The 15,157-nt window shown below is 70.3% G+C and carries 19 protein-coding genes; 8 read left to right on the top strand and 11 right to left on the bottom strand.

Annotated features, from left to right (window positions below; all coding sequences use genetic code 11):
• From iolD to C8E83_RS10345, 4 genes are all read left to right on the top strand, one after another.
• Positions 1-1,905, top strand: coding sequence for a 3D-(3,5/4)-trihydroxycyclohexane-1,2-dione acylhydrolase (decyclizing) (gene iolD, locus C8E83_RS10360; protein WP_121371853.1), 1,905 nt, complete (start codon positions 1-3; stop codon positions 1,903-1,905).
• A 68-nt stretch (positions 1,906-1,973) separates the two neighbouring features.
• Positions 1,974-2,903, top strand: coding sequence for a sugar phosphate isomerase/epimerase family protein (locus C8E83_RS10355; protein ID WP_121369822.1), 930 nt, complete (start codon positions 1,974-1,976; stop codon positions 2,901-2,903).
• Positions 2,904-2,933: 30 nt separating this feature from the next.
• Positions 2,934-4,004: a Gfo/Idh/MocA family protein gene (locus tag C8E83_RS10350; RefSeq protein ID WP_121369821.1), complete on the top strand. Its 1,071-nt coding sequence runs from the start codon at positions 2,934-2,936 to the stop codon at positions 4,002-4,004.
• Positions 4,005-4,023: 19 nt separating this feature from the next.
• The gene (locus C8E83_RS10345) at positions 4,024-4,902 is read left to right on the top strand and encodes a sugar phosphate isomerase/epimerase family protein (RefSeq protein WP_121371852.1); all 879 of its coding nucleotides are present in this window, start codon (positions 4,024-4,026) and stop codon (positions 4,900-4,902) included.
• 6 nt (positions 4,903-4,908) lie between these two features.
• Here the strand turns inward: C8E83_RS10345 and C8E83_RS10340 are convergent, their stop codons facing one another.
• On the bottom strand, positions 4,909-5,115 hold the full coding sequence (locus C8E83_RS10340) for a hypothetical protein (protein ID WP_121369820.1): 207 nt from the start codon (positions 5,113-5,115) through the stop codon (positions 4,909-4,911).
• A 160-nt stretch (positions 5,116-5,275) separates the two neighbouring features.
• Here C8E83_RS10340 and C8E83_RS10335 point away from each other — a divergent pair, with 160 nt between their 5' ends.
• Positions 5,276-6,427, top strand: a complete 1,152-nt coding sequence (locus C8E83_RS10335; RefSeq protein ID WP_121369819.1) for a transaldolase family protein — start codon at positions 5,276-5,278, stop codon at positions 6,425-6,427.
• Positions 6,428-6,482: 55 nt separating this feature from the next.
• Here C8E83_RS10335 and C8E83_RS10330 read toward each other — a convergent pair whose 3' ends face one another.
• The 5 genes from C8E83_RS10330 to C8E83_RS10310 all read right to left on the bottom strand — a co-directional run bounded on the left by C8E83_RS10330 (position 6,483) and on the right by C8E83_RS10310 (position 9,398).
• Complete coding sequence (locus C8E83_RS10330; RefSeq protein WP_121369818.1) at positions 6,483-6,701, bottom strand: hypothetical protein; 219 nt, start codon at positions 6,699-6,701, stop codon at positions 6,483-6,485.
• Between the two features lies 1 nt (position 6,702).
• Complete coding sequence (locus C8E83_RS10325; RefSeq protein WP_121369817.1) at positions 6,703-7,095, bottom strand: DUF2510 domain-containing protein; 393 nt, start codon at positions 7,093-7,095, stop codon at positions 6,703-6,705.
• Between the two features lie 359 nt (positions 7,096-7,454).
• Positions 7,455-7,871 carry a DUF6188 family protein gene (locus C8E83_RS10320; protein WP_121369816.1) on the bottom strand — a complete coding sequence of 139 codons (417 nt, stop codon included), beginning with the start codon at positions 7,869-7,871 and terminating at the stop codon, positions 7,455-7,457.
• A gap of 2 nt (positions 7,872-7,873) precedes the next feature.
• Positions 7,874-8,635 carry a GntR family transcriptional regulator gene (locus tag C8E83_RS10315; RefSeq protein ID WP_121369815.1) on the bottom strand — a complete coding sequence of 254 codons (762 nt, stop codon included), beginning with the start codon at positions 8,633-8,635 and terminating at the stop codon, positions 7,874-7,876.
• 163 nt (positions 8,636-8,798) lie between these two features.
• The gene (locus tag C8E83_RS10310; protein ID WP_121369814.1) at positions 8,799-9,398 is read right to left on the bottom strand and encodes an exonuclease domain-containing protein; all 600 of its coding nucleotides are present in this window, start codon (positions 9,396-9,398) and stop codon (positions 8,799-8,801) included.
• Positions 9,399-9,483: 85 nt separating this feature from the next.
• On the opposite strand from C8E83_RS10310, the gene ychF reads away from it, so the two are divergent.
• A complete protein-coding gene (gene ychF, locus C8E83_RS10305) occupies positions 9,484-10,557 on the top strand; it encodes a redox-regulated ATPase YchF (protein WP_121371851.1) in 1,074 nt (357 codons plus the stop codon).
• Positions 10,558-10,655: 98 nt separating this feature from the next.
• Here the strand turns inward: ychF and C8E83_RS10300 are convergent, their stop codons facing one another.
• On the bottom strand, positions 10,656-11,153 hold the full coding sequence (locus tag C8E83_RS10300; RefSeq protein ID WP_121369813.1) for a DUF427 domain-containing protein: 498 nt from the start codon (positions 11,151-11,153) through the stop codon (positions 10,656-10,658).
• A 35-nt stretch (positions 11,154-11,188) separates the two neighbouring features.
• On the opposite strand from C8E83_RS10300, the gene C8E83_RS10295 reads away from it, so the two are divergent.
• Together C8E83_RS10295 and C8E83_RS10290 are read left to right on the top strand one after the other, a co-directional pair.
• Positions 11,189-11,797, top strand: coding sequence for an LON peptidase substrate-binding domain-containing protein (locus C8E83_RS10295; protein WP_245981586.1), 609 nt, complete (start codon positions 11,189-11,191; stop codon positions 11,795-11,797).
• Positions 11,798-12,005: 208 nt separating this feature from the next.
• Positions 12,006-12,629 (top strand): DUF4232 domain-containing protein, encoded by a 624-nt coding sequence (locus C8E83_RS10290; RefSeq protein ID WP_121369812.1) that lies wholly within the window; start codon positions 12,006-12,008, stop codon positions 12,627-12,629.
• Positions 12,630-12,674: 45 nt separating this feature from the next.
• On the opposite strand, the gene C8E83_RS10285 is transcribed toward C8E83_RS10290, so the two are convergent.
• The 4 genes from C8E83_RS10285 to C8E83_RS10270 all read right to left on the bottom strand — a co-directional run bounded on the left by C8E83_RS10285 (position 12,675) and on the right by C8E83_RS10270 (position 15,149).
• Positions 12,675-13,466, bottom strand: coding sequence for a class I SAM-dependent methyltransferase (locus C8E83_RS10285; protein ID WP_121371849.1), 792 nt, complete (start codon positions 13,464-13,466; stop codon positions 12,675-12,677).
• 105 nt (positions 13,467-13,571) lie between these two features.
• Positions 13,572-13,979, bottom strand: a complete 408-nt coding sequence (locus C8E83_RS10280) for a VOC family protein (protein WP_121369811.1) — start codon at positions 13,977-13,979, stop codon at positions 13,572-13,574.
• Between the two features lie 69 nt (positions 13,980-14,048).
• A complete protein-coding gene (locus C8E83_RS10275) occupies positions 14,049-14,750 on the bottom strand; it encodes a helix-turn-helix transcriptional regulator (RefSeq protein WP_121369810.1) in 702 nt (233 codons plus the stop codon).
• Positions 14,751-14,789: 39 nt separating this feature from the next.
• The gene (locus C8E83_RS10270; RefSeq protein WP_121369809.1) at positions 14,790-15,149 is read right to left on the bottom strand and encodes a hypothetical protein; all 360 of its coding nucleotides are present in this window, start codon (positions 15,147-15,149) and stop codon (positions 14,790-14,792) included.
• Positions 15,150-15,157: the final 8 nt, after the last annotated feature.

The following is a 15,157-nucleotide window of genomic DNA, read 5'->3' as shown; positions in this document are numbered from 1 at the left end:
ATGACGACGAACACACGGCGCCTGACCGTCGGCCAGGCCCTCATCGAGTTCCTGGCCAACCAGTGGACGGTCGACGGCGACATCCGCGAGCGGACGATCCCCGGCACCTACGGCATCTTCGGCCACGGCAACGTCGCCGGAGTCGGCCAGGCGCTCAAGGAGTACCACGAGACCCGGCCCGGCCTCATGCCCTACCACCAGGCACGCAACGAGCAGGCCATGGTGCACCAGTCCGTCGGCTACGCCCGCATGCACCGCCGCCGCGCGACGTTCGCCTCGGCGGCGTCTGTCGGGCCGGGGGCGGCGAACATGCTGACCGGCGCGGCGCTGGCCACCACGAACCGGCTTCCCGCGCTCCTGCTGCCCTCCGACACCTTCGCGACGCGCACCACCGACCCGGTGCTGCAGCAGATCGAGAACCCCCGCGACACCTCGATTCAGGTGAGCGACGCGTTCCGGCCGGTCTCGGTGTTCTTCGACCGGGTGGAGCGCCCCGAGCAGCTGTTCTCGATCGCGCTCGCGGCGATGAGGGTGCTCACCGACCCGGCCGAGACCGGAGCCGTGACCATCGCGCTGCCGGAGGACGTCCAGGCCGAGCAGCTCGACGTGCCGGTCGAGTTCCTGCAGCCGCGCGAGTGGCACATCCGGCGCCCGCTGCCCGAGAAGGGCCCGCTGGCCCGCGCCGTCGAGGCGATCCGGACCGCGAAGCGCCCGCTGATCGTCGCCGGCGGCGGCGTCATCTACTCCGGCGCCGAGGATGCCCTGAAGGCCCTGGTCGAGCAGACCGGGATCCCCGTCGGCACCTCGCAGGCCGGCGGCGGCTCGCTCGCCTGGGACCACCCGCAGTACCTCGGCGGCATCGGCGCGACCGGCACGCTCGCCAGCAACCGCCTGGCCGAGACGGCCGACGTCGTCATCGGCGTCGGCACCCGATACAGCGACTTCACCACCGCGTCGCGCACGGCGTTCCAGGATTCGGGCGTTCAGTTCGTCAACATCAACGTCCAGTCGTTCGACGCCTACAAGCACGGCTCTCAGCTGCCGATCGTCGCCGACGCGCGAGAGACCCTCGAGGCCCTCGCGGGGGCTCTCGACGGCTACACGGTCGACGCCGACTACGCGTCGCGCATCGCCGCCGAGAAGGCCACGTGGGACGCCCTCGTCGACGAGTCGTTCGCGCCGTCCGGCCTGTCGCGCCCCGGCCAGACCGAGATCATCGGCGCGACCCAGAAGGCCTCCGACCCGACCGACGTGGTGGTGCAGGCCGCAGGATCCCTCCCCGGCGACCTCCACAAGCTCTGGCGGGTGCGCGACCCGCTCGGCTACCACGTCGAGTACGCCTTCTCGACGATGGGCTACGAGATCGCCGGCGGCCTCGGCGTGAAGCGCGGCGCCCCCGACCGCGACGTCATCGTCATGGTCGGCGACGGCTCGTACCTCATGCTCCACACCGAGCTCGTCACCGCGGTGGCCGAGGGCATCAAGATCATCGTGATCCTCATCCAGAACCAGGGGTACGCGTCGATCGGCCACCTGTCCGAGACCGTCGGATCCGAGCGCTTCGGCACCCTCTACCGGAAGCAGGATCCCGAGCGACTCGACTTCCAGGGCACCGAGATCCTCCCCGTCGACCTCGCGGCGAACGCCCGCAGCTACGGAATCGACGTCATCGAGATCGCCGAGTCGCCCAGCGCGATCGACGACCTGTCGACGGCGATCGCCACGGCCAAGGCGTCGGATGCGGCGACCCTGATCCACATCCACTCCGACCCCCTGCTCTACGCGCCCGACGGCGCCGGCTGGTGGGACGTCCCCGTGGCCGAGGTCTCGACGCTGCCGAGCACGCAGGCGGCGTACGAGCAGTACGTCGGCGAGCGTGCGAAGCAGAGGCCCCTCCTCGGGTAGACCTCCCGATCCTGCGCCCATCACCCCCCACCTCTCGTTCCTCTCGTTCGAAAGAAGCCACCGAAGTCATGACCACGACGACCGACGTCCAGACCAAGCTCCGCATCGGCACCGCCCCCGACTCCTGGGGCGTCTGGTTCCCGGAGCACCCCAGCCAGATCCCGTGGGACCGCTTCCTCGACGAGGTCGAGAAGGCCGGGTACGAGTGGCTCGAGCTCGGGCCGTTCGGCTACCTGCCGACCGACCCGCACCAGCTGGAGGACGAGCTCGGCAAGCGGAACCTCAAGCTCTCGGCGGGCACCGTCTTCACCGGCCTGCACAAGGGAGACGACCAGTGGAAGCGGGCGTGGGACCAAGCGCTCGACGTCGCCGGCCTCGCCTCGAAGCTCGGCGCCGAGCACCTCGTCGTGATCCCCGACCTGTGGCGCAGCGACGCGACCAACGAGGTCCTCGAGGCGCGCACCCTCACGCCCGAACTCTGGGACAAGCTCGGCAAAGGCCACGACAAGCTCGGGAAGGCGCTGCTCGAGGAGTTCGGCGTGAAGCAGGAGTTCCACACCCACGCGGACAGCCACGTCGGCACCTACCAGGAGACCGAGCGGTTCCTGGAGGTCACCGACCCGCAGTTCACGAACCTCTGCCTCGACACCGGCCACTTCGCCTACTACGGCGGCGACAACGTGCGCCTCGTCGAGGCGTACCCCGAGCGCATCGGCTACCTGCACCTCAAGCAGGTCGACTCCGACCTCCGCTTCACCGTGCTGAAGAACGACATCCCCTTCGGCGAGGCCGTCGCCATGGGCGTCATGGTCGAGCCGCCCCAGGGCGTGCCCGAGCTCGCCCCGATCATCGAGGCGGTCGCGAAGATCGACCCCGAGATCTTCGGCATCGTCGAGCAGGACATGTTCCCGGTCGCCTCGATCGACCTCCCGCTCGGCATCGCGACGCGCACGCGCGAGCACATCTTCGCGACCTCGCCGTACGCCCGAATCCACTAGGCACCGACGTCTCTGAGAAAGCAGAAGCACATGAGCACCTCACCCGCACCCCTGCGCACAGCCGTCGTCGGCGCCGGCATGATGGGCGCCGACCACGTCTCGCGCATCACGAAGCGGATCTCCGGAGCCGAGGTCGTCGCCGTCGTCGACCCCGACACCGCCCGCGCCCAGGCCGCCGCCGCCCTCGCGCCCGGCTCGCAGACCTTCGCCTCGTTCGAGGAGGCGCTCGCGGGCGTCGAGCTCGACGCCGTGATCATCGCGACGCCCGGGTTCCTGCACGAGCCGGTGATCCTGCCCGCCCTCGAGAAGGGCCTTGCGATCCTCTCCGAGAAGCCGCTCTCCGACACGGTCGAGTCGAGCCTGCGGATCATCGAGGCCGAGCAGAAGCTCGACCGCCCGCACATCCAGGTCGGCTTCATGCGCCGCTTCGACGCCGGCTACCAGCAGCTCCGGCAGCTCGTCGAGTCGGGCGAGCAGGGCGCGCTCCTCGCCCTCCACTGCGCGCACCGCAACCCGTCCACGCCGCCGAACTACTCGGAGTCGGCGCTCATCACCGACTCGGTGATCCACGAGATCGACATCGTGCCGTTCATCGTCGGCGAGCCGATCGTGTCGGTCGAGGTGAAGAAGCCGCGCCGCAACTCGCTCGCCCCCGAGGGGCTGCCGGAGCCGCAGTTCGTCCTGCTCGAGACGGCCTCGGGCACCCTCGCGATCGTCGAGATCAACGTCAACATCCAGTTCGGCTACCAGGTCACCACCGACGCCGTCTTCGAGTCGGGCGTCGCGTCGATCGGCCGCGCCGAGACCATCCAGGTCGCAGCCGCAGGCCAGATCGGGCAGTCGGTGACGCCGTCGTTCAAGGAGCGCTTCGGCGCCGCCTACGACGTCGAGATCCAGCGCTGGGTCGACGCCGCCCACCGCGGCGAGATCGACGGGCCCTCGGCGTGGGACGGCTACCTCGCCTCGGTCGTCGCCGACGCGGGCGTCCTCGCGCAGCAGTCGGGTCGCCGCGAGCCGGTGACCTACGCGCTCGAGAAGCCGGCGTTCTACGGTGGTGCGACGGCCGGGACCGGCGCCGCGGCCTCGCTCGCGACGGCGTGAGCGGGCTCCTGCGACCATGGTGAAGATCGCCCTCGACCCCACTCCGTTCCATCACGACCTGACGCTGCTGGAGTTCCCGCAGAGGGTGCGCGACCTCGGCTACGACCACCTGCAGCTGACGCCGCACAAGGACTTCATCCCGTTCTTCCGGCACCCGAAGGCCGACGACGACCTCGTCGACGACTTCGCGCGTGCCTGCCGCAACGCGGGCGTGAGCGTCGCGTCGGTGCTGCCAGTGCTGCGCTGGTCGGGTCCGTCCGAAGACGAGCGTCGCGCCGCGGTGAAGCAGTGGAAGCGCGTCATCGAGATCACCGCCCGGCTCGGCGTCGACACGATCAACACCGAGTTCTCGGGCCGCCCCGAGCTCTCCGAAGAGAGCGAGCGCGCGTTCTACTGGTCGATGGAAGAGCTGCTGCCGCTGTTCGAGCGCGAGGGCATCCGCGTGCTCATCGACCCGCACCCCGACGACTTCGTCGAGGACGGTCTCGAGGCGCTGCGGGTGATCCGCGGCCTCAACTCCCCGCTCGTGGGCATGGCGTTCGTCGCCTGCCACACCTTCCACTACGGCGACCAGAGCCCGGCGATCTTCGAGGCGGCAGGGCGCAGGATCGGCCTGCTGCACATCGCGGACACCTTCGACCACCACCGCTCGCACGGCCTGAGGTACATCACGAATCCGCCCGGCAACCCCGTGCGGGTCCACCAGCACCTGCCGATCGGGCGGGGAGACGTCGACTGGGACGAGTTCTTCTCCGGGCTCGCCGGGCAGGGATTCTTCGACCGCGACGACGCGGTGGTCGTGTCGAGCGTCTTCGCCGAGGACGAGAACGCGGACGAGGTGTCGCGGTATCAGCTGGGCGAGATTCGCCGACGCATCGACGCGACCACCGGCCAGTAGCGGGGGCTACTCGCTCAGAGTGGCGATCGCGTGGGCCCAGAGGAAGTACTTGTTGGTGCCCAGATCGCCGATCGTGGTGATGTTGAACGCGGCCTTGAGGTGCTCGGCGTCGCTGTCGCTGACGCCCTGCAGCGCGGCGACCGGCAGCTTCGCCAGGTCGTCGATCGGGGTCTCTTCGTATGCCTTGTCGAGCTTGTCGGCGATTCCGGCCATGGCGGTCCTCCTTGATCGAGGGGGCCCACGGGCTGAGCCCCTGACCGCACGCTAGCGACGACGGTCTCTCGGTGGCAAGCAAACTCTTGGGACGCTCGGCAACTTTGTTAGGACATTATGACTTCGCCGTCGTAGACTGGCGGCGGAGATTGGAGATCCCATGACAACGACCGTCGACACCTCCGCTGTCACCGACGACGCGGCCCTCGACCCCCGCCCGAGCACCCTCCGTGCGGCTCGGGAGACACCGACCAGTCTCTGGAACGACTCCGCCGACCCCCGCGAGCTCTCTCGCGCGATCGCCGAGTTCGGCGCCGTCGGTGCGACCTGCAACCCTGTCATCGCGCTCACCTGCATCAAGAGCGACCCCGACACCTGGGTGCCCAGGATCCGAGAGCTCGCCGCCCTCCACCCGACCGCAGGCGAGTCCGAGCTCGGCTGGATGGCCGTCGAAGAGCTGTCGATCGGCGCCGCCAAGCTGCTCGAGCCCGCCTTCGCCGCCACGGGCGGCCGTGACGGGCGCCTGTCGATGCAGACCGACCCGCGGTTCCACCGCGATCGCGATGCGCTCGTCGCGCAGGCGGAGTACTTCTCGGGCCTCGCTGAGAACATCATCGTGAAGATCCCCGCCACGAAGACCGGCATCGAGGCGATGGAGGAGGCCGTGTTCCGCGGCGTCTCGATCAATGCCACCGTGTCGTTCACCGTGCCGCAGGCCGTCGCCGTCGCCGAGGCCCTCGAGCGCGGGCTGGACCGCCGTGCCGCGGCTCTCGCGTCGGATTCCGGTCTGCCGGCGTCGTACCGGCCGGAGAAGACCGAGTTCGGCAACGTCGTCACGATCATGGGCGGCCGCTTCGACGACTGGCTGAAGACCGTCGTCAAGCGCGACCACCTCATGGTCGACCCCGGGATCCTCGAGTGGGCCGGCGTTGCGGCGCTGAAGAAGGCGCACCACATCTTCGTGTCGCGGGGCTTCCGATCGCGCATCCTGTCGGCGGCCTTCCGCAACCACATGCAGTGGTCCGAGCTCGTCGGGGGCGACCTCGTCGTGTCGCCGCCGTTCCAGTGGATCGTCGACATCAACGCCGCGCGCGTCCCCGTGGACAACCGCATCGACGTGCCGGTCGACCCGGCGATCATCCAGGCGCTGCGCGACGCGATCCCCGACTTCTCGCGGGGCTACGACGTCGACGGCATGACCGTGGACGAGTTCGAGCGGTTCGGTGCGACGGTCACCACGCTGCGGCAGTTCCTCGATGCCGACGCTCAGCTCGACGCCCTGGTGCGCGACATCATCGTGCCGGCTGCGTAGGCTCCTGCACCCTCATCTCCGTCGCCCGCGCGGACGCTCGCGCGACGCGATCGAGTCAAGTTTCGACGGGGGCGCCGTCGGGGCCAGGGCGGAAGGTGCGGACGACCTCGATCGGGCCGACGATCGCCGCGTTGAGGTCGTCGAGCCGCTCGGCGGGGATCTGATCGAGCAGACGGGGCGGCCAGGCCGTCCAGCCCGACTCGCGCACCAGATCGAGCTCTTCGGGCCCCGTCGGGCGCCACAGCGTGACGGTGTCGGCGGCTCCTGCGGTCATGTCAGCCGATCCGCTCAAAGACCATCGTCGCCTGGATGCGGTCGCCACCGGCCAGGCCCTTGCTGCCGCCGGTCGCCGTCGTGATCGTGTGCAAGCGGTAGCCGCGGGCGGCCTGGGCGTTGATCGCGTTCTCGAGCTCGGTGAGGTTGCCCGAGCCGGTGCCGATGAACTTCTCCTTGAGCACCGTCTGCATCACCACGTAGGCCGGGCCGGCCGAGGACGGGTGTGCCGCCGCGGGCACGACCGGCGCCGGTGCCGCCGCTGCGACAGGCTGGGGCGCAGGAGCCGGGGGAGCCCCGACCGGCTGAACGCTCTCGGTCCACCCCGAGCCGTCCCACCACCGTGTAGTGCCCGATCCGTCGTCGTACCATCCGGCCGGTGTCGTCCCCGTCATGCATTCCCCCTCGGTGCTGTGCGGCGCCCGTCGTCGGACGCTCTCGCTTTCAGCCACTGTCTCACGACCGGCCGTCGCCGCTCGGCCCCACGTTCGGGAGGAGTTCGCGCCACCGGGAGGTGTGAGCTGCCAACGACGCCCGTCGTGCGGGAGGAAGTACCGCTGCGCGGCCCTCCCGAGGTCGTGGACGTGGGCGCTCTTTCCTCCCGAGTGTCGGGGATTGCGTCGAGATCCTCCCGTGGGCAAGAAAGTTCCTCCCGACGGCGGTGCGCCTCGAGTCGGGGGAGTCCTCCTGAGAGAGGGTTTTCCTCCCGAACGGCGCGCACGTCCTCCTGAACGTCCCTGCGGCCAAGGCACCTTCAGTCGGACAGGCTCCACTGGGCGACGCCTCCGCCGGGTGAGCCGACGAGCAGCCAGGAACCGTCCGTCGGCCCCACTTCGAAAGCCTCGTATTCGCCGTCGGCGATCACGCGAAGCACTCGTCCGTCACCGAGGGCCACACCGAGCACCCCGACGTCGTCGACGTCGATACGACTGACGCTCACTCCGTACAGGTCTGCGAAGCGCCCGAGACCTGCGGGCGTGGACCACTCCACGCGCTCGACGGTGCCACCGCTCTCGATCTCGAAGGCCGATTCGATTCGCACCCTGAGGGTCGCCTCCAGGTCGACGAAGACATCGAGACTCAGCGCGAAGTCGATGGCCACGAGAGTCACCGTGCCCTCGGTCACGTCAAAGCGCCAGCCCCGCGCCACCCGGTGCTCGTCGGGGCGCACCGCTACTTCTCGACGAGCGTCACACTGAACGAGTAGAGGTCGGGCCGGTAGCAGTGGTACCCGACCTCGACGGCGCGACCGGAGGCGTCGTAGGCCGTGCGGCTCATCGTGAGCACGGCGCCGCGCGGCTCGATCTCCAGCAGCGAGGCCTCGTCGTCGCGAGCGGCACGGGCGCCGATGCGCTGCTTGGCGACGCGCATCGTCACACCCCGACCGCGCAGGAGCTGGTAGAGCCCGAACTCCTCGAAGTCGTCGCCCGACAGATCGGCGACGGCCGTGGGCAGATAGTTCTGCAGCAGCGCGACCGGCACGTCGTCGGCGAGGCGGAGGCGGCGCAGGTGCGTCACGGGGTCGCCGACGGCGATGCCGAGGTCGTCGGCGATGTGCTCGTCGGCGGGGATCACCTCGTGCGCCAGCACGCGCGTCGTCGGATGCTGGTCGCCCGACTTGAGGTCGTCGAAGAGGCTTGTGAGCTCGACCTTGCGAGACACCGGTCCGTGCACGACCTGGGTGCCGATGCCGCGGCGACGTACGAGGAGGCCCTTGTCGACGAGCTCCTGGATCGCCCGCCTGATCGTGGGGCGCGACAGCCCGAGCCGCTCGCCCAGCGCCACCTCGTTCTCGAGCCGCGACCCGGCGGGCAGTTCGCCCGACGTGATCGCGTTCTCGATGCGCGACGACACCTGGAAGTACAGCGGCATCGGCCCCGAACGATCGAGGTCCATGAAGAGGTCGGCCGGCAGCACGCCGTCGTGAGTGGTCATCGAAGCTTCCCGGTACGGTTCGGGCGGCCGGACTGCCCCGTCGGGCCGCCGCACGATTGTCCGAACAATATCACCACGGCACGATCGACGACGGGCGTCGCGCCGTTCCGCGCGCAGGCAGAGCCGGTGGGGCAGGATCGCGAGTGCCGACCGCTGGATCCTGCTAGCGGAACACGACGCTCGTCGCCGCCGCAGCCGGGCGCAGGGCGTTCACGCGCACACCCGAGTTGGCCGCGAGCTCGTCGATCGTGAACGCGCCGTGACGCTTCGCCGCGTGGGCGATGATCGCGGCGCAGGCCTCGGCGTCGGCCAGGGCCTCGTGGTGGTTGAAGCCCTCGAACCCCGCGGCCATGGCGGCCATCGGCAGGCGGTAGGAGTCGAGCGTGTAGGTCTTGCGCGCCACCTGGAGGCTGCAGAGGTAGCGGTTCGCCGGGGTCTCGGAGTTCGTCACGGCGCAGGCGCTGCGGATGACGCCCATGTCGAATCCTGCGTTGTGGGCGACCAGGACGTCGTCGGCGACGAACGTGGTGAGGTCGATCAGCTGCTCGTGCCACTCGAGGGCGTCGACGACGTCGGACTCGACGATGCCGTGGATGCGGGTGTTCCACTCGGAGAAGAAGTCGTGCCCGAAGGGCGGTCGGATCAGCCACCCCGCCGTCTCGACGACCTTGCCGCCCCGGACCTTCACGAGGCCCACGCTGCAGGCCGAGGCGCTGGACGAGTTCGCGGTCTCGAAGTCGATGGCGGTGTAGTCGAGCGACATGCACGCCATGCTCGCACAGGGGGCCGACAGAGCCGGGGCGGCGCTCCGCGTCGGCGTCCGGCCGCGCAAGTTAGGCTTGTCTCCCGTGGCTCTCACTATCGCGATCGTCGGACTCCCCAACGTGGGCAAGTCCACCCTGTTCAACGCCCTGACCAAGAACCAGGTGCTGGCGGCGAACTACCCGTTCGCCACCATCGAGCCCAACGTCGGCGTCGTGAACCTCCCCGACCCGCGACTCGACGTGCTGGCCACGATGTTCGCCAGCGAGAAGGTGCTGCCCGCTCCCGTGTCGTTCGTCGACATCGCCGGCATCGTGAAGGGTGCCGCCGAGGGCGAGGGGCTCGGCAACAAGTTCCTCGCCAACATCCGCGAGGCCGACGCGATCGCGGAGGTCGTGCGCGGGTTCGCCGACCCCGACGTGGTGCACGTGGACGGTGTCGTCGATCCTGAGGCCGACATGGGCACCATCAACACCGAGCTGATCCTCGCCGACCTCGAGACCGTCGAGAAGGCCCTCACCCGGTACGAGAAAGAGCTGCGGCTGAAGAAGGTCGAGCCGACCGTCTACGAGACCGCCGTCGCGGCGCGCGACGCGCTGCAGCGCGGGGAGGCCCTGTCGGCGACGTCACTCGACCTCGCCCCGATCAAGGAGCTCGGGCTGCTCACGGCCAAGCCCTTCATCTACGTGTTCAACGTCGATGAGTCGGTGCTCACGGATCCTGCTCGCAAGGCCGCCCTCGCCGCGCTCGTCGCGCCGGCCGAGGCGGTCTTCCTCGACGCGAAGATCGAGTCCGAGCTGATCGACCTCGACCCCGCCGACGCCGCCGAGCTGCTCGCCTCCACCGGGCAGGAGGAGTCGGGTCTCGATCAGCTCGCCCGCATCGGCTTCGACACGCTCGGGCTGCAGACCTACCTCACCGCCGGCCCCAAGGAGTCGCGCGCGTGGACCATCGGCAAGGGTTGGAAGGCTCCGCAGGCCGCCGGCGTGATCCACTCGGACTTCGAGAAGGGGTTCATCAAGGCCGAGGTCATCTCGTTCCAGGACCTCGTCGACACGGGTTCGATCGCCGAGGCGCGTGCGCACGGCGTCGCTCGCATCGAGGGCAAAGAGTATGTGATGCAGGACGGCGACGTGGTGGAGTTCCGCTTCAACAACTGACTTGACCGGGAAAGAAGTGCCGGTTGACGCAAGGAGTGGCGACACGGTGCCACTCCTTCCGTGAAACGCCGCTCCTTGCGTGCGGGCACCGCGAGCGCTCACCAGCCCATCGAGCCGGGCACTCCCTTGAACGGGCCGACGACGGCCTTCGTGATCCAGCCGCCGTAGAAGCCGCCGGGCTGCGGCGTGACGACCTCGCCGCCGACGGTGCACTCGTCCATCGGCGCGGCGTAGACGGCGACTCGGTCTCGGAGTAGCTCGTACCCGGGAGAGGGGTCCGGGTAGTTCCACGCGCAGGCCGACCGGACTTCGCCCCCACCGCGCAGGTCGAGGTACCGTGCGGCGCCCTTGAACTCGCAGAACGACGACCCCTCGGCGTCGGCCAGGGCGCCAACCGCGAAGTCGGCCGTCGGCAGGTAGTACACGGGGGGATGGCTGGTCTCGAGCACCCGGACGGCGTCGGTCGTGTCGACGACGAGCTGCCCGCCCAGACGGATCGTGACGCGCGCCCCGACTGGCTCGACGCGCGGTGGCCTCGGGTAGTCCCAGACCGACTCCTGCCCCGGAGCCGGAGTCTCGGGTCGGGGTCGCAACATCCGTTCACTGTAGGCCTCGGGTGCTTCACTGGGGCATGGCCGTGACCCCGATGTTCCCGCTCGGCTCCGTGCTGTTTCCGCACGTGGCCATCCCGCTGCGAGTGTTCGAGCCCCGGTACCTCACGATGGTCGGTCGTCTGCTCGACGGCGATGAGCCGGGGTTCGAGTTCGGCGTGGTGCTCATCGAGCGCGGCTCCGAGGCCGGCGGCGGAGACCAGCGTGAATCGGTCGGGACGATGGCGCGTCTCGTGAAAGCCGTAGCGGGCACCCGCGACGTGTTCATCGTCGGTCAGGGGACGAAGCGGTTCACCGTCGAACGCTGGCTCGACGACGACCCGTATCCCCGGGCCGAGATCACGATGCTGCCGGATCTGGAGTGGTCCGGCGATCTCGAGCTCCTGCGGGTCGAGGCCGAGGACGTCGTCCGGAGTGCGATCGCTCGCGCGGAGGAGAGAGAGCAGGAGCCTGACACCGCGGTCGAGCTGTCGGACGATCCGATCGCGGCCGCGTGGCAGCTGGCCGCGATCGCCCCACTGGGCGAGTACGACCGGTACACCCTGCTGCGGTCGACGTCGGTGGAGGTGCTGCTGCGTCGGACGATCGACCTGACGCGTGAGGCCGAGGAGCTGTGGTCGGCGGAGTGAGCCGACGTGGCCGTTCCGCGGGGCGCGCGTCGAACGGCTCCGGAGGAGGAACGGGAGGGCGCAAGTCCTCCCGAACGCGGCGCGCGCGTGCGCGGACGGACGTTCGGGAGGGAGAAAGCCCTACCGAAACACGGCCGAGGCGCCGCGAACCGCAGAGGCGTATCGTCCGAGACGGGCCGCCGTGGGGCGACGGCCGGGGGAGCACGACATGAACAAGAAGACCTGGGCGGCCGCCATCGCGGTGCCGCTCCTAGCCGTAGCCACACTGGCAGGATGCACGGGGTCGCCAGCACCCGAGCCCACCGCGACGAAGACCGTGATCGCCACGGCTCCTGCAAACACCACTCCTGCGACCACCGGACCGACCGCGACCAGCACGCCCTCGCCCGGCGCGACCGCCGTCGGCATGTGCACGACCGCGCATCTCAAGGGCACGGTGACCGTGGCCGCAGACCAGGCCGGAGTCGGAGCCGACAGCAAAGAACTCGACGTGAACCTGACGAACATCGGCCCGGGAACCTGCACCCTGCAGGGCTTCCCCGGTGTGTCGTTCGTGGGGGGCGGCGACGGGAAGCAGATCGGCGCCGCCGCGATCTTCAACCAGGACCCGGTCGGGCCGACTGTCACGCTCGCGGTGGGCCAGACCGCGTTCGCCCCGATGTCGTACTTCAGCGCGGCCGACCTCCCGCAGTGTCAGGCCGTCGCCGCCGACGGCTTCCGCATCTACCCTCCCGGCCAGAAGGCATCGCTCTTCGCGGCGTACAGCGGCCTCGACGGATGCTCCAACACGTCGAACAAGCTGCTGCAGCTCGACCCGCTTCGTAAGGCCTGACGCGGAAGGCACCGCAACGACACGCGGCGGCCCTCCGTGCACGCGTCAGGCGCGAACCGTCCCCGCCACGGCCCACGCCACGGCCTCCACCGTGAACGGCCCCGGCCCGGCGAGCGACTCCGCCCGCCCACGCAGCGACGCGCGCGCCGCGGGCGACAGCGACGCTACGTACGCCCCCGCTGGCCCCACCCCGAGCGTGAAGGGGGTCCACCACTCGTCGAACGACGCGAAGGTCCGTGAGACGGTCAGCGCGGCGGTGCGCACGTCGGCGAGGCCGGCCGCCGTGAACAGTGAGGCGAGGTAGCCCTCGGCTGCTCCTGCGGCCTGTTCCTCGGTCGCGGCCGACGGATCGGTCTCGCGCCGCGCCTGCTCGAAGACGCCGAGAGGGCCCCGGCCGCCGGCGAAGTCCCACACGTTCGCCGCGAGCACGCCGCCGGGGCGGGTGACGCGTGCCATCTCGCGGACTCCGGCCGCAGGATCCGGCAGAAAGTTCACCACCAGCTGAGCCAGCGCGCCATCGAACACGCCGTCGGCGAAGGGCAGCCGCTGGGCGCCGGCCACCCGTGCGTCGACGCCCGGGAGGGACGCCCGTACGGCCGACACCAGCGGCTCCGACGGATCGACGGCCGCGACCGTCAGCCCGCGGGCGACGAGCTCGCGCGTGAGCATGCCCGTGCCGCAGCCGACGTCGAGCACGCGCGCGGGCGCGGCGACGGCCGGGGCGAGGCCTCCCGGCGAGCCCACACCCGCGAACTCGACGAACGGCGCCGCCAGCAGCGACGAGAACCGGCCCATGAACCGGTCGTAAGCGTCGGCGTCGACGAAGAGGTCGCTCATGCCGACAGTGTGGCCCGGTCGGAGGGCCAGCGCGAGGGTGAGATCGCAGTTCGTCCGGGGCGACACGGTCGCGATCGGCCGAAGTGCGATCTAGAGGCCCGCGCCCTACTCCACCCCGAACTTCGCGCGCGCCGCGTCGGTCACGGGCGTGAAGAAGTTGACGAGGTTGCCGTCGGGGTCGCGCACGAGCAGCGAGCGGTTGCCCCACGGCATGGTCGTCGGCTCCAGGACCACGTCGAGGTCGAGCGAGCCCGCCGTCAGCGCGGCGAATCGCGCGTCGACGTCGTCGACGAGGAACTCGACGATCGACGACCGGTTGTCGGCGACCGAGGCGTAGGCGGGGCCGAAGAGCGCCGTGGTCGAGACGTGGCCGATGGCGAGCGTGCCCGAGGGGGTGCGGATCTCGGCGAACGCGTCGACGGGGCGGTCGGCGGTGACGCCGGTCAGCGTCTCGTAGAACGAGGCGAGCCGGGAGACGTCGGAGGTGATGAGGCGAGTCGAGACGAGGTTCATGCGACCAGCCTGACGCTCGGCTGCGACAGCCCCCTGTCGGTGTTTACGACGCGACCGAAAGTGACGAGGTCACAGCGACAGCCGCCGCACCACCCCGTACTGCAGCGTGAAGTCGGCGTCGACGAGATCTCGCGCCGGGGGAGTCTCCGCCGTCGCCACGCACGAGTCGATCCGGTCGAGCCGGAACGCCCGCACCGCTGACCGCAGACGGCACCAGCCGACGAGGTACCACTGGCCCTCCTTCGTGACGTACCCGGCGGGCTCGACGTCGCGCGACGTGATGGTTCCGTGCTTGTCGCGGTAGCCGATCCTGAGCACCCGACCGGCCGACAACGCGTCAGCTATCACCGACGGCAGGGGCGCAGGATCGACAGGCTCTGCCGCCTCGATGACGTGCACCCGGCGAACGAGCTCTCGGGCCGCCGCGGAATCGGTCTCGTGCATCGCCGCGACGAGCTTCCGCGATGCCGACAGGGCGGCCTGCGCGAAGGGGGTGCCGGCGACGGACTCGAGGGCGACGGCCATCGCCGCGGCCTCGGAGGCGGTCAGGTTGATCGGGGGGAGGGTGCGCGCCGCGTCGAGGCAGTACCCGCCGGTACGCCCGGGCTCGGCCCAGATCGGCGTGCCCGCCTGCTGCAGCGCCGACACGTCGCGCTCGATCGTCCGCGCGGAGACCTCGAACCGGCTCGCCAGCCAGGTCGCCGAGCGGGGTCGGGGCGCGACGGCCCGGAGCTCTTCGACGATGGCGTAGAGCCGGTCGGTTCGGTTCACACGCCGAGCCTAGGGCGGGCCTGCGACACCCACCCGGCACTACTCGCCGTGCAGCCCCTCGCCGCGCGCCCGGGCGTGCACGTGCGCCGCGAGGGCGTGGCCGTCGTCGCCGAGGCGGAACGTCGGCATCTCGACGACGAGGTCGAGGTCGCCGAGGCGGTCCTCGATGTCGGACATGATCTCGCTCAGCGCGGGCACGTGCGGCTCGGCGAACACGAATCTCTCGGCTCCGAGCACGCCGCCCGACGGGTCGAGCACGGCGAGGTCGAAGCCGTCGATCGGGTCGGGGCCGAGCGTGTCGAAGTGCACGGCGACGTCGGCGGCCCGGCGCCGGGCACCCTTGCCGAGGGCCGTCAGCCCGTCGGCCGTCAGCTCGCCGCTCGCCACGTCGCGCTCCATCGTCCGAA

The organism is Frondihabitans australicus, from assembly GCF_003634555.1.
GTDB lineage: Bacteria > Actinomycetota > Actinomycetes > Actinomycetales > Microbacteriaceae > Frondihabitans > Frondihabitans australicus.
The sequence above is the reverse complement of the archived record's forward strand: the minus strand, read 5'-3'. Positions and strand labels throughout refer to the sequence as shown.